We start from the raw sequence: 14,453 nt of genomic DNA, 5'->3' as shown, positions 1-14,453 counted from the left end.
TGCGATTGGAGCGTTGTTTGACCACTCAGCTGTCCCTGCACGGCGTATCGAAGTCCTACGCGGGCAGGCCGGTGCTCGACACCGTGTCCGCCACCATCCGGCCGGGTGAACGGGTCGGGATCGTCGGCGAGAACGGATCGGGCAAGTCGACGCTGCTTCGGCTGCTGGCCGGCCTGGAGACCGCCGACGCGGGTGCCGTCACGGTGACCGCCGACAACGGCATCGGGCACCTCGCGCAAACGCTGTCCGGCACCACCGTGGGCGGGGCCGTCGAGGCGGCGCTGGCGGAACTGCGCGCCTGGGAACGCGGGATGCGCGAAGCCGCCGAAGCCCAGGACATGGACCGGTTCGGTGACCTGCTCACCCGCTTCGAAGCCCGCGACGGCTACGTCGCCGACGCCCGGGTCGACGCGGCCCTGCACGGCCTCGGCCTGGCCGGAATCGATCGCGATCGAGCGCTCGCCACCCTCTCCGGCGGCGAGCGCGCCCGCCTCGGGCTCGCCTGCCTGCTGGCGGCCTCACCCGAGGTACTGCTGCTCGACGAGCCCACCAACCACCTCGACGAGGCGGCACTGACCTGGCTGGAGAACCGGTTGCGTACCCATCGCGGCACCGTCGTCGTGGTATCGCACGACCGGGACTTCCTGGACCGGGTGGTGACCGCCGTCATCGATGTGGCCGACGGGACACTCACCCGCTTCGGTGGTGGCTACAGCGGTTTCCTCGACGCGAAGGCCGCGGCCCGGATCCGCTGGGAACAGGACTACGCGCGGTGGTGCGAGGAGATCACCCGGCTCGAGGAGTTCGCCTCGACCACCGCGACGCAGGTGGCGCACGGCCGCGCAATGACCGACAACAACAAGATGGCCTACGACCGCAACGCGGGCCGGGTGCAGAGTTCGGTCGCCTCGCGGGTGCGCCGCACCGCCGAACAGCTGCGCCGCCTGCGCGCCGACCCCGTGCCGTGCCCGCCGCAGCCCTTGCGCTTCCGCGGCCGGTTCGCCACGGCGGGACAGGGTCGCGGGTTCGCGGTCGGTGCGATGACGGTGGGTCCGCGCGACCGGCTGCTCATCCACGGACCCAACGGTGCCGGGAAGTCGACACTGCTCGACGCCGTATATGCCGCGGCACCGGAACGGGTCGGCTACCTGCGCCAGGACGAGCCGTTCGACCCGGACCGCACCGTCGTGGAGACCTACGGATTCGGCCGCGCCGCTCTGCTCGCCACCGGGTTGTTCGATCCGGAATCGTTCGACCGCCCGGTGGGTACGTTGTCGGAAGGGCAGCGGCGCAGGCTGGCCCTGGCGCGTGTCCTCGCCGGTGAGCACGACCTGCTGCTGCTCGACGAACCGACCAACCACCTCTCGCTCACCCTGGTCGACGAGGTGGAACGCGCCCTGCACGAATACCGGGGTGCGGTGGTGGTCGTCTCGCACGACCGCGCGCTGCGCCGCCGGTTCCGGGGAGTACAGAAGGGAATCCAGGACTGTGCCTGACATCGTGACAGTGGTGGAGGTCGACGGCGCGCCCTATGGCGTCACCGTCGGACCGGACGACGCGCTGTGGTTCACCATGGCCACCCAGGGCGCGCTCGGGCGCTACCGGGACGGAGTGGTCGACACGATCACCCTCGACCCGGCCGACGGACAACCCACCGTCCTGGTGACCGGGCCCGACAACGCAGTGTGGTTCACCGAGTTCCGTGGCGGACGGCTCGGCCGCGTCGCGGAGCAGGGCAGCGTCACCAGCATCGCGCTGGACGGACCCTACGGATTGTGCGTCGGTCCGGGCGGACTGTGGTTCACCGAGTTGTCCAGCGGTCGTGTCGGGCGGATCGCGGCCGACGGCGGTATCGACCGGGCCGAGGTCGACGGCATGCCGTCCATGATCACCGCCGGTCCCGACGGAGCCGTGTGGTTCACCGTGAACCAGGGCAATGCGATCGGGCGGGTCGACACGGATCTCACGGTGACCCGGTACCCCTTGCCGACGCCGGCCGCCGCGCCGGTCGGCATCACCGCGGGCCCCGACGGCGCGCTGTGGTTCACCGAGATCGGCGCCGGGGCCATCGGCCGGATCGCGGTGGACGGCACGATCACCGAATTCCCGCTGCCCGACCCGGCGGCCCGCCCACACGCGATCGTCACCGGACCGGACGGCGCCCTGTGGTTCACCGAATGGGCGAGCGGGCGGCTCGGCAGACTCACGACCGACGGCACCGTCAGCCACCTCGACCTGCCCGGCGAGGAACCGCACGGCCTCACCGTCGACCGCGCGGGCCATCTCTGGATAGCCATGGAATCCGGTGCGCTGGTGGAGGTTTCCCCCTGACGATCAGGGTGTGGTGAGAGCCTTCACCACCGCGGTACCGAAACCGAGATCGTTGCTGGAGGCCATCCGCGTGTAGGTGCCGCCGGTCTGCTGAGAGAGGGTCTGCAGCGTCTGGGTGCCTTCCCCGCCGATCACGATGACATCGATGCGGACGGGCCTGCCCGCGTCGGTCGCGGCCGTGATCTGGCTGAGCAGTGCCGGTCCGGTCAGCGACGAATCGTCGTCGGGACCGTCGGTGATCAGCAGGATCGAATTCGTGCGGCCGGGGGAGTAGGCGGCCACGGCGGCGCGATAGGCGGCCAGCACGCTCGGATAGGCCTGGTCGGCGCTGACCTGGGTCGCCTTCGTGGAGGTGACCGCGGAACCGAACGCATTGCGCTGGGTGTCGCTGAGCAGCGCGGTCGGGACCTGCACCTGATAGGGGTTGGTGCCGTCGAGGTTCTTGCCGAAGGTCCACAGCCCGAGGCCGAAGTCCGGCGGGATCACCTGCAGGGTCGAGGCGAGGGCGGCGCCCGCGTTGGCCAGGCGGGTGGTCGACCCGTCGGCCGTGCTCATCGACGAGGACACGTCGAGCAGCACGGTGGCGTTCACCCCGAGTACCGGGTTGGCGAGGGTCGACTGGACCTTCTGCAGCGCGCCCTTGGGCGGGTTGGCCGGTGCCGAGCCGATCGCGGGGCCGAAACCGTCGGCGGCCAGCGCGGCCGCCTGCTCGGGGGCACGCAGGAAGTCGATGAAGCGCGACGCGATCAGGTTCTGGGTCTTGTCCACCCACGGGCCCGACAGCAGCGCCGCCGGGTAGTCGGCCACCGGGGCACTGCCCGCGGGCCGGTAGGCGGTGAGCCCGCCGGTGCCCAGTTGCTGCTGGGTTGCGGCCACGGCGTGCACCGCGTCGGCGGTGGGGTCGGCGGTGATCTCGGACATGGCGGTCATCAGGTCGGCCGGGGTGGGCGCGCCCGCGGCCAGCCCGGAGATCGCCGCGACGACCTGCCCGTCGCCCGCGGCCTGCTCGCTCAGTGGTTCGGTGCCCGAGACCGCGGCCCCGATCGACGCCGCGGCGGCGGTGGTGGCGTCACCGGCGGGCAGCGCCATCCGCAGCCCACCCCAGCCGGACAGGCCGAGCTCACCGAGCGAGCCCTGCTGCAACCGGGGCAGATCCGCCCAGGTGATCTGGTGCTGCTCGAGCACCTGGCGCAGCGCCTCGGGTACGCCGAGCACGATCGGGCTGGTGGCGATCGAGGCGGGCGAGCCCTCGATCAGACCGGGCACCCGAACCAGATCGATGGACCGGCTCGAATCGGCGATCCACAGCCCGGGCTTCGGGCCCAGCGCCGGATCCCACTGGGCCGCGTCGGCCAGACCGGCGACCAGCGCCGCCGACGGCCGCGCGGACACCTTCACCTGCGCGCAGTGATCACGCACCCGCGGCTTGCTCGCGTTGTAGGTATCGGCCGCCGCGCGGACCGGCCCGGCGATGGCCGGATCGACGGTGACGTCGAGCGAGGCGGGCCCCTCGACGCACTCGGCGGCCGCCGCGACATCGGTCGAATCGGCGCGATCACTGAACTGGAACCACGCGAACACGGCCACCAGCACGAGCACGAGTACCGACGCCGCGATAACCGGACCTTTGCTGATACTCCGAGATCTGGTCCCGCTGCGATGTGTACCCACGCGGCAAGTTTAAGGACCTGTGACGTCGGGACCGCAGCCGAGCGGTGTCCCGGCTGTTCGCCCAGGTCACAGCACCGGGGCCGGGTGCCCGAACGGACACCCGGCCCCGATGAAGTCACTCGCGGATCACCCGGCCGCGGTCGAACTCACGGCCACCCCAGACCCCCGACTGGCCGGTGCTCGCCGCGTACTCGGTGCACCCCGCGAGCAGCGGGCAACCGGCGCAGATCCGGCGGGCGTAGTCGAAGTCCTGCGACGGGTACGGGAACCACGCCTCGTGGTTCGGGTCACCCCGGCAGGCGGCGCGGTGCCACTGCCCCGAATCGGACAGGGTCAGCAGGGTGGTCAGGGCGAGGTCGGTGGTGGTCACGGCGCGTACTCCTTCCAGATCCGGCGCTGCGTGCGGGCGAGCGGGTCGGGAGCCTTGGGCTCCCACAGCAGCCGCATCCCCGCCTCTTCGGGGGTGCGGTCAGCCTTGGACGTATTGCAGGGGGCGCAGCAGGCCACGAGATTGCCCCAGGTGTTGGGGCCGCCCCGGCTGCGCGGGCGGATGTGGTCGACGGTCTGCGCCCAGCTCGCGCAGTAGCCGCAGCGGTGCTTGTCGCGGCGCAGCACCCCGGCCAGCGTGGCGCGGCTGGCCTCGTCGACCGGGGCGACGTGGCCCAGGTAGACGTAGCGCAGCAACCGGACGGTCTCGGGCAGCGCGATCACCAGGTGCTGTGACCGGATCGGGAACCGCGGCGCCCGCTCGATGACGGTCTCCGCGGCACCGCTGATCAGCAGTGTCACGGCCCGGTCGGCGGTGATCTCGTCGAGGGCCTCGTAGCTGGCGTTCAGCACGAGCACCCTGGTGCGTATCCAGGTGTCGGAAGTGGGCGCCATCGGGTCGACGGCATGACGGATCGTCATGGGAATCACCATGTTTTCCAGAGAAGTGAACGAGAGGCCGGAGCTGGGTGGGGCCGCGTCAGCGGGCGAACAGGAGACGGGCCATAGCGCCGGTCGCCGCGTCGCGCGACTCGCCGTGGGCCTTGTCGGCACCGCGATAGCCGATACTCGACTGTCGTTGTGGCACACGATGTTTCATGGCCGTCTCCTCCTCTCGAAAGCTCTCGTCGCTACCGCCGGTGCGAAATCACCGGCGTGGAATTCATGGTGGCAGACCAGCCGCCGATTGTCGGCTGATTTATTTCCGGTAACGGCTCAGAGGTTGCCCGCCTCGTGGTCGAGCCGGCGGGCGACGAGGTCGCGGGCGGATTCACGCAGGGCGGGACGGAACCCGCTGGGGTAGACCGGGTCCGCCGGGGCGTACTGCTTCAGCACCTCCTTGGCGAGGGTGATCTTGTGGACCTCGGTGGGCCCGTCGGCGATGGCCATGACCTCGGCGTAGGTGGTCATGTCGAGGAACGGCAGGTCGGTGCTGACACCCATCGCGCCGTGCAGGTGCAGGGCGCGGCGGGCGATGTCGTTCATGACCGTGGGCATGGCCACCTTGATGGCCGCGATGTCCTTGCGCACGGCGCGGTAGTCCTGGGCTCGGTCGATGCGCCAGGCGGTGCGCAGCACCAGCAGCCGGAACTGCTCCATCTGGATCCAGCTGTCGGCGATGCGTTCCTGGGTCATCTGGAAACCGCCGAGCACCCCCTTGCGGGCGGGCCGCGAGACCGCGCGCTCGCACATCATGTCGAACGCCTTGCGGACCAGCGCCACGGTGCGCATGGCGTGATGCACCCGCCCGCCGCCGAGCCGGGTCTGCGCGACGACGAACCCGTCACCCTCGCCGCCGAGCAGATGATCGGCGGGCACCCGCACATCGGTGAACCGCAGGTGACCCTCGTGCTCGCTGAACCCGGGCACCGTGAAGTTGCGCACCAGCTCGATGCCGGGGGTATCGGCCGGGACGATGAACATCGACAGCCGCCGGTGCGGTTCGGCGCCGGGATCGGTCACCAGCATCACGATGTGGAAGGTGGCGAATTCGGCGACCGAGTTGAACCACTTCTCACCGTTGATCACCCACTCGTCCCCGTCGCGCACCGCGGTGGTGCGGAACGCCGTGGGGTCCGAGCCGCCGGTGGGCTCGGTCATCGCGTAGCAGGACCCGATCTCGCCGTCGAGCAGCGGCTGGAGATACTTCGCCTTCTGCTCCTCGGTCCCGAAGTGCGCCAGGATCTCGGCATTGCCGGAATCCGGTGCCTGACAACCGAACACGAGCGGCGCCCACATCGAGGTCCCCAGCACCTCGTTGAGCAGCGCCAGCTTCAGCTGACCGTAGCCGGGCCCGCCGAGCTCGGGTCCCAGATGACAGGCCCACAGCCCCTGATCCTTGACCTGCCGCTGGAGGGGTCGCAGCAGTGCCCGGATCTCGGGGTCGGCCCGGTTGTAGGGGTTGGGGTAGACCAGATCCAGCGGCTCGACCTCGGTGTGGACGAACTCCGCGACCCAGTCGAGCTTGCGCTGGTAGTCCGGATCGGTCTCGAAATCCCACGCCATGGTCAGCCTTTCGTGTTGTCGCCCGCGGCCAGCAGCCCGGACAGGACGGTCTCGGTGAGGAGGTCGGCGATCTCGGCGGGGGAGTGCTCGCCCCGTTCGCGATACCAGAGGGCCAGCGAGTCGAGCATGCCCAGGATGCCCCGGGTGACGACGTGATCGGCGCTGCGCAACTGCCCCGCGGCGTGCCCGGCGTCGATCACCTCCTGCCACCGGCCGCGCAGCCGGTCGCGCAACTGCTGGAGTTCGGCCGCGCGCGCACCGGTGAGGGCGGTGGCGTCGCGCAGGTGCACCGTGACCGCACGACGGTGGGTGATGATCAGCTCCACCTGGCCGCGGATCAGCAGCCGCAGGATCAGGACCGGATCGGCGGCGGTGGCGACGAGACGTTCGGCCTCGGCCAGCAGCAGCCGGGTGTAGCCGCCGAGGATCTGCCACAGCAGCTCTTCCTTGGACCCGATGTGGTAGTACAGCGCGCCCCGCTGCACATCGGCTCTGGCGCCGATCTCGGCGACGCCGGTGGCGTGGAAACCACGCTCGGCGAAGAGCTCGAGCGCCGCCGCGTGGATGCGCGCGGCGGTATCGGCCGCGTCGTGCCCGGTGGCGGGTGGGCGGCCGCGGCGGCGGACCGGAGAACCCGGCTCACCGGGGTGCGCGACGGTCACCGTGCCTCCGCTCCGGCCGGGCGTGTGGCGCCCGTCACCGAGTAATGTTCCGATCAGTACATTAAATCGCGGCGGGCCTACAATCAAGAGGTGGTCCGCCACGCCCACCTCACCGGTCGGTGAGTCGGCGTGGCGGAATGGATATCGCCCGCTGGGCGTTTCGACCCACACGGGACGTCACCGCTACCCACGGGTAACATGACATCCGACTTTCCCACCCGGCTATCTCAAAAGTGAGGCAGTAGATGACAGAGCGGATTCAGGTCGGCGGGCTCCAGGTGGCCGGCGTTCTCCACGATTTCATCGTGAACGAGGCGCTCCCCGGTACCGGCGTGGACTCCGCCGCGTTCTGGGCAGGCGCCGAGCAGGTCATCAACGACCTCGCGCCGCGCAACCGTGCCCTGCTGGCCGAACGCGACGAGATCCAGGGCAAGCTCGACGCCTGGCATCAGGAGAGCCCCGGCACCGGTTACGACAAGGGCGCCTACAAGCAGTTCCTGACCGAGATCGGTTACCTGCGTCCCGAGCCCGCGCCGTTCCAGATCGGCACCGGCAACGTCGACGCCGAGATCGCCACCACCGCGGGCCCGCAGCTCGTGGTGCCGGTGATGAACGCGCGCTTCGCGATCAACGCCGCCAACGCGCGCTGGGGTTCGCTCTACGACGCGCTCTACGGCACCGACGCCATCTCCGAGGCCAACGGCGCCGAGAAGGGCACCGGCTACAACCGCGTGCGCGGCGACAAGGTCATCGAGTGGGGCCGCAACTTCCTCGACGACGCCGTCACCCTGATCACCGGCTCGCACATCGGTTCCTCGTACTACAAGATCGTCGACGGCGAGCTCGAGATCGGTCTCGAGGACGGCACCGACATCGGCCTGGCCGACCCGTCGCAGCTGGTGGGCTACCTCGGTGACCCCGAGGCCCCGACCTCGGTGCTGCTCAAGCACAACGGCCTGCACATCGAGATCCAGATCGACGCGAACTCCCCGATCGGCTCGACCGACACCGCGGGCGTCAAGGACATCGTGCTCGAGTCCGCGCTCACCACCATCATGGACTTCGAGGACTCGGTCGCCGCGGTCGACGCCGAGGACAAGGTCGCCTGTTACCGCAACTGGCTCGGCCTGAACAAGGGCGACCTGGCCGAAGAGGTCACCAAGAACGGCAAGACCTTCACCCGCACCATGAACCCCGACCGCGTGTTCACCGCGCTCGACGGTTCCGAGCTGGTGCTGCACGGCCGTTCGCTGCTGTTCGTGCGCAACGTGGGCCACCTGATGACCTCCGACGCGATCATCGACGCCGAGGGCAACGAGGTGCCTGAGGGCATCCTCGACGGCCTGGTCACCTCGCTGATCGCCGTGCACTCGCTCAACGGCACCGCGAAGCTGGCCAACAGCCGCACCGGCTCGGTCTACATCGTGAAGCCGAAGATGCACGGCCCCGACGAGGCCGCGTTCACCAACGAGCTGTTCGGCCGGATCGAGGACGTCCTCGGCCTGACCCGCAACACCCTCAAGGTCGGCATCATGGACGAGGAGCGCCGCACCACGGTCAACCTCGCCGCGTCCATCGAGGCCGCCAAGGACCGCGTGGTGTTCATCAACACCGGCTTCCTCGACCGCACCGGCGACGAGATCCACACCTCCATGGAGGCCGGGCCGATGGTCCGCAAGGCCGAGATGAAGACCCAGACCTGGATCACCTCCTACGAGGACTGGAACGTCGACACCGGCCTGGCCAAGGGCCTGCCCGGCAAGGCCCAGATCGGCAAGGGCATGTGGGCCATGCCCGACCTGATGGCAGGCATGCTCGAGCAGAAGATCGTCCACCCCAAGGCCGGCGCCAACACCGCCTGGGTGCCCTCGCCGACCGCCGCTACCCTGCACGCCACCCACTACCACCAGGTGGACGTGTTCAAGCGCCAGTCCGAGATCGCCAAGGGCGGCCCGCGCGCCACCGTCGACCAGATCCTGGAGATCCCCCTGGCCCAGTCCACCGACTGGTCCGACGAGGAGAAGCGCCAGGAGCTCGACAACAACTCCCAGGGCATCCTGGGCTACGTCGTGCGCTGGATCGACCACGGTGTCGGCTGCTCGAAGGTGCCCGACATCAACGACATCGGCCTCATGGAAGACCGTGCCACCCTGCGCATCTCGAGCCAGCTGGTCGCCAACTGGCTGCGCCACGGCATCGTCACCGAAGCCGACGTGGTCGCCAGCCTCGAGCGCATGGCCCCCGTCGTCGACCGCCAGAACGCCAACGACCCGAACTACCGCCCGCTGGCCCCGAACTTCGACGACAACATCGCCTTCCAGGCCGCCAAGGAACTGGTCCTCGAAGGCACCAAGCAGCCCAACGGCTACACCGAGCCGATCCTGCACCGCCGTCGTCGCGAGTACAAGGCCGCGCAGAAGTAGCGGCATCGGACGTGTGAAAAGTAGCTCCTAGCAGCACTTTTCGCTGACGGCCCCGCACGGAGAGTTCCGTAGCGGGGCCGTCGTCGTTGGAGATCACCGTGACACGGCAACCGATCGCAATGATCCGCCACCGGACCGTCCGCAGTACCCGCATATGTCGGTCGGGCGTGAGAACTAATCCAGCGTGGTCAGCGACGTTTCTTCTGGTTTGCGCGACCGCGGTTGGGCGGACGCTTCTGCCTCTCACCTCCTGGGCTGGGAGGGTTGGCCGTCAGGTATTCGATCAGCTTTCCTGTTGCCTCGCGAGATCGGTCCGCGTGCGGAACGCGAGATGCCATCGATGCGGCTGGAATATCAGCACCCGGGGTTGCGACAGGTCTCGGGCCTATCCGCAGATGTTCAGGGACATTCCGCAACAGAGTGGTCAGGGCGCGGGAGAGGCCTTCTCCTTTGGAGCTCACCGAGATCGGATAGGTCGCTGCTCGAACCTTCGGTCCATCTCTGTACTCTCGCTTGGCGGAGCCGAGAACAGCCTTTCGGTCGAGTATGTCGAGCTGATCGTCCCTGAGAACTTCTCCTTGGTAGATCTCCAGGTCGCTGATACAGGGTCCCCGCTCAGGTCGTTGCGGGTAGAACCCCGTGTGGGGGTAGAAGACGATCTCACCGCTGGTGGTGAGGAGCAAGAAGTTGACTTCTTGATGGTCAGGGCAGCTCCAGATCACTTCGCGACTCAAGATCCAGCAGTGGTGCCCGTCGAACACACTGGTTTCGATATCGGCCCGAAGGCATGCTGCAACGACCGTGCCGGCGTACGCACGGAGGCGTTCCGGGTCAAGCTCGGAGCGTTCGTAGGCAAGCTCCCGCGCGGTGTGTGTCCGTGGCATCGGTACCTCGACCGTCTGTAGACGTCGTTCTCGGGCACTGCTGTTCGACGATGTCCGAGAACACGCCGGCTAGCTCTTGGCTCCGCATTTGTCGTTGGTGCATCGACCGTCCTCAGTACACGTCGCGCCGCACTCGTTGCATTTCTTCGCCACTGCCATCGCCTCTCTACCGGCGTCCTGGTCGGACGCGATCCAGCCGTAGGCGAGTGTACGACCGCTGAGGACACCGGACTTCTACTTCTGACGAGATCGATCGGGCTACTGTCGACCTCGTGGATCGGCCATCCCGTGCCGTGGCGGCATGGGTGACGATCGACGGCACGCACTACGTCACGTCGTTGCCTCAGCGAGTCAGTGCCGCAAAGCATTTGAGCTCACCGTCGCGGTCGGGGGCTACTCGTAGATAGTCGAAAGGGCCGTCGATCGGATCGATTCCACTGACGTGTCGAATCTGTAGTGAAGTCGCTCTTCCGATCAGGTTCAAGACGACGGACTCGGCGATTACGTGGTTGACGTGTACGAGATAGTTCTCCGTGGCGAGATCGGTGATATCGACGATCAACTCGACCGATCTCGCACTGGGTTCCACCACCGAGCCGGCCCTCGCCGTAAACCCCGCGGGCGGGACTCCTGATGGCCCGTGGAACGGCTTCAACAGCCTGCGCAAAGCGATCCCACTGCCGCTGGGTACGGGGTCGTACCATGCAATGCTGGTGCCATGCCCCGTGTGATGCGGCTCAAATCTCGACGCGAGATTATTCGGGCGACCGGCCAAGAAGAACGTCCGTGTGAAAGGCGCGCCCCAATCGCTGAGTTCTGGGGGAACAACACCGCCGAACAGCCACTCGCCCTGCTCTGGGTGGCCCGCCAAGTCTTCCCACCCATTTCGAGAGCATCGACATGGCCGCGGAAACCAAGCATTTCTACCCCAACGCTTCTTCGGCATCGACCTCACCGACACTCAAGTCACCGACCTGCTCGCTGCTCGCTGGTAACACGATCCGAGGTCGGGGGAGATCGGCACATCGCTGTTTCCACCCTGCGTTATCCACGGAATCCGGTTGAACCATCTGGGCGATTCCCCGATGGTTCCGGGGTGGCGGCAGGCTGGGTCATGTCTCCCGATCGCGTCCCCCGGTTCTTGCCCGGTAGGCCGTAGGGCCGGGCGTCATGTTCGCCGTGGCGGTGACTGTCGGTGATCGGCATCAGAAATGGCACTCTCTCGCAACGGCGGGATATCCGGTCAGTAATGCGTCGAGGAATGCATGCCGACGCCGGCGTCGGACGGTCTCCGCGAGTCGACTATCACGGACCGCGTCGAAGACTTCCGTCAGCGGTGGCGAGTTGCAGGATCTTGTCGCGTTTTGCGTCGCTCGATGTTCGCGCGGTTCAGATCGCCGTCGTAGTGTGCGGCGACTTTCGGGTCCATCACCCGCCGCCACAGGGGTGGGACGGTGGCCAGCAGGATCATGGTCGGGTAGCCCGCGGGCAGTTGGGGGGCTTCGTCGTCGGAGCGGAGGGTCTGGTAGCGGCGGCCGGGGTTGGCGTGGTGGTCGCTGTGGCGTTGCAGGTGGAACAGGAAGATGTTGGTGACCAGCCGGTCGCTGTTCCAGCTGTCACGAGGTGTGCAGCGTTCGTAGCGTCCGTTGGGACGGCGGCGGCGTAGCAGGCCGTAGTGCTCGACGTAGTTGACCGTTTCGAGTAGCCCGATGCCGATCGCGGCCTGCACGATCAGCCAGGGGATGAGCGCTGGACCCCAGATCGCGATGAGTGTGCCGAACAGGACCGCGCTCATCGCCCATGCCTGCAGGATGTGGTTGTGCGGGCTCCACCAGCCGCGGTCGCGCCTGCGTAGACGATCTCGTTCGAGTGTGTAGGCCGAGCGGAAGCCGCCGGATATCGAGCGTGGCAGGAACCGCCACAGCGATTCGCCCAGGCGAGCGCTGGCCGGATCCTCGGGTGTGGCGACCCGGACGTGGTGGCCGCGGTTGTGCTCGACGAAGAAGTGGCCGTAGGCGGATTGGGCGAGGGCGATCTTGGCCAGCCAGCGTTCGGATCGTTCGATCCGGTGTCCGAGTTCGTGGGCGGCGTTGATCCCGATGCCGCTGACCAGCCCGACGGTGGCCGCCAGGCCGAGTTTGTCGACCAGGTCGAGTTCGTCACCGGTCCACATCGCGCACGCGATCACCAGGCCGATCAGCTGGATCGGCAGGAACAGGAAGGTGCACCATCGGTAGTAGCGGTCGTTCGACAGCGCCGTGTAGTCCTCGTCGCGTGGGTTGGTGCCGTCTTCGCCGACGATCCAGTCCACCAGCGGAATGGCGATCAACACGATGACAGGGCCGATCCACCAGAACGCCTCGATGCCGGTTCGGTAGACGAGCTGGGATGGGAGGAGCGCGCAGGCGGGCGCGATCAGTCCCAGGGCCCACAGGTAGCGCTTCGGGTCGGTCCGGCTCGGTGGCTGGTCCATCCTCGGCTCCGAACTTCGGGAACGTGATCGATGCGACTATCAGATTTCATCGCGTCGAGAACCCTGTTCGTTAACCAGCCGATAGCTGACCTGTCGCCCGCGGGCACCGGCGTCAGGCGGTCGCGGTGTCCGGCTTCTGCCTGCCTGCGCGGGCTTGCAGGTCGGCGTCGATCTCGGCGAAATCGCGGTCCTTGGTCTCCGGGACGAGGCGGTAGACGAAAGCCAGCGCGATCAGGCACACGACGGCGAAGATCAAGAACACCGGTCCCGATCCGAGTGCTCCGGTGAGCGGCAGGAACGCCGTCGACATGACGAAGTTCGACAGCCAGCTCAGCGCCGAGCCCGCGCCCGAGCCCTGGGCCTGCGCATCGGGCGGGAAGACCTCCCCGAGAATCACCCAGAACACCGGACCCATGCCGATGGCGAAGGACGACACGAACACCAGCATGCACACCAGCAGCGTCACCGAGCCGAGGTCGACGAGGAACGCGATACCGAGCAGCGCCACCGAGATCCCCATGCCGGTCAGCGAGATCAGCAGCAGCGGCCTGCGTCCGAGCTGGTCGATCAAGCGCAGCGAGACGAAGGTCATCGCGAGATTCACCGCGCCGATGATGACCGAGTAGATGATCGAGTTGGACGCGCCGAGCCCGGTCTCCTCCATGATCGTCGGCGCGTAGTAGAGCACGGTGTTGATGCCGACGAACTGCTGCAGTGCGGCGAGCCCCAGGCCGACGACCAGCGCCGGGCGCACCCGTGGCGCCAGCAACGCCCGCCACCCCTTGTGCTCTGTTTCCTTGTCCTGCTGCTGTTTGCGCTGTCGTTCCTCGTCGTCGCGGCGATAGCGCTGCATCACCGACTCCGCGCCCTCCGGGCCGGTGACCGAGGCGATCGCCGCCCGCGCCTCCTCGGTACGTCCCTGCGCGATCAACCAGGTCGGCGTCTCGGGCAGCCGCACCACGATCACCGCGAGCACGACGGCCGGAATCGCACCGACCCAGAACATCGCCCGCCAGTCACCGCTGCCGCTGAAGGCGAGGTTCACCAGGTACGCGACGAGCATGCCGACTGTTTGCAGCAGCTGGTTGAGCGTGAGCATGCGGCCGCGGATCTGCGCAGGGGAGATCTCGCTCAGATAGGTGGGAACCAGCGCCGAGGCGATACCGACGCCCAGGCCCATGATCAGGCGGCCGAGCAGCAGGACGGTGAAGTCCGTGGCCAGCGCCGACACGATGAATCCCACCGCGAACAGCACCCCGGCGCCGCCGAGCACCAGCTTGCGGCCGAATCGGTCGGCCAGTCCGCCGGTGACAGACGCCGACACCATCGCGCCCAGCAGCAGGATGCTGGTCACCAGGCCCTGCTGGCCGTCGTCGAGGTCGAGGTCGCCGCGGATGTAGAGCAGTGCGCCGGAGATGATGCCGGTGGCGTAGCCGATCAGGAAGGTGGCGAGGTTGATCCACAGTCCCCACCGAGCGACCATGCGCAATCCCGCGCGGGGGATCTCCTCCGCCAT

At 68.0% G+C, this 14,453-nt stretch carries 11 protein-coding genes; 3 read left to right on the top strand and 8 right to left on the bottom strand.

The window, feature by feature from the left end; genetic code table 11:
* Nucleotides 1-5 precede the first annotated feature (5 nt).
* Nucleotides 6-1,496, top strand: coding sequence for an ABC-F family ATP-binding cassette domain-containing protein (locus ACWEMY_RS02325; protein ID WP_452388608.1), 1,491 nt, complete (start codon nt 6-8; stop codon nt 1,494-1,496).
* Complete coding sequence (locus ACWEMY_RS02320; protein ID WP_452388534.1) at nt 1,489-2,331, top strand: Vgb family protein; 843 nt, start codon at nt 1,489-1,491, stop codon at nt 2,329-2,331. Before ACWEMY_RS02325 ends, ACWEMY_RS02320 begins: the two co-directional genes overlap by 8 nt.
* Before the next feature lie 3 nt (nt 2,332-2,334).
* Here the strand turns inward: ACWEMY_RS02320 and ACWEMY_RS02315 are convergent, their stop codons facing one another.
* From ACWEMY_RS02315 to ACWEMY_RS02295, 5 genes are all read right to left on the bottom strand, one after another.
* Entirely contained in the window at nt 2,335-4,002 is a 1,668-nt protein-coding gene (locus ACWEMY_RS02315; protein ID WP_452388533.1) for a VWA domain-containing protein, read from the bottom strand.
* A 115-nt stretch (nt 4,003-4,117) separates the two neighbouring features.
* The gene (locus tag ACWEMY_RS02310; RefSeq protein WP_375926946.1) at nt 4,118-4,372 is read right to left on the bottom strand and encodes a WhiB family transcriptional regulator; all 255 of its coding nucleotides are present in this window, start codon (nt 4,370-4,372) and stop codon (nt 4,118-4,120) included.
* Nucleotides 4,369-4,911, bottom strand: a complete 543-nt coding sequence (locus ACWEMY_RS02305) for an HNH endonuclease (protein WP_375926949.1) — start codon at nt 4,909-4,911, stop codon at nt 4,369-4,371. The genes ACWEMY_RS02310 and ACWEMY_RS02305 overlap by 4 nt, the downstream gene beginning before the upstream one ends.
* A gap of 294 nt (nt 4,912-5,205) precedes the next feature.
* Entirely contained in the window at nt 5,206-6,495 is a 1,290-nt protein-coding gene (locus tag ACWEMY_RS02300; RefSeq protein ID WP_452388532.1) for an acyl-CoA dehydrogenase family protein, read from the bottom strand.
* Between the two features lie 2 nt (nt 6,496-6,497).
* On the bottom strand, nt 6,498-7,157 hold the full coding sequence (locus ACWEMY_RS02295) for a TetR family transcriptional regulator (RefSeq protein WP_452388531.1): 660 nt from the start codon (nt 7,155-7,157) through the stop codon (nt 6,498-6,500).
* 245 nt (nt 7,158-7,402) lie between these two features.
* On the opposite strand from ACWEMY_RS02295, the gene ACWEMY_RS02290 reads away from it, so the two are divergent.
* Nucleotides 7,403-9,580, top strand: a complete 2,178-nt coding sequence (locus ACWEMY_RS02290) for a malate synthase G (RefSeq protein ID WP_452388530.1) — start codon at nt 7,403-7,405, stop codon at nt 9,578-9,580.
* Between the two features lie 1,227 nt (nt 9,581-10,807).
* On the opposite strand, the gene ACWEMY_RS02285 is transcribed toward ACWEMY_RS02290, so the two are convergent.
* The 3 genes from ACWEMY_RS02285 to ACWEMY_RS02275 all read right to left on the bottom strand — a co-directional run bounded on the left by ACWEMY_RS02285 (nt 10,808) and on the right by ACWEMY_RS02275 (nt 14,453).
* Nucleotides 10,808-11,410, bottom strand: coding sequence for a DUF6182 family protein (locus ACWEMY_RS02285; RefSeq protein WP_452388529.1), 603 nt, complete (start codon nt 11,408-11,410; stop codon nt 10,808-10,810).
* Between the two features lie 384 nt (nt 11,411-11,794).
* Entirely contained in the window at nt 11,795-12,937 is a 1,143-nt protein-coding gene (locus ACWEMY_RS02280) for an alkane 1-monooxygenase (protein WP_452388528.1), read from the bottom strand.
* A 112-nt stretch (nt 12,938-13,049) separates the two neighbouring features.
* Nucleotides 13,050-14,453, bottom strand: a complete 1,404-nt coding sequence (locus ACWEMY_RS02275; RefSeq protein ID WP_452388527.1) for a sugar porter family MFS transporter — start codon at nt 14,451-14,453, stop codon at nt 13,050-13,052.

The sequence above is a fragment of the Nocardia sp. NPDC004415 genome (genome assembly GCF_053602435.1).
The sequence above is the reverse complement of the archived record's forward strand: the minus strand, read 5'-3'. Positions and strand labels throughout refer to the sequence as shown.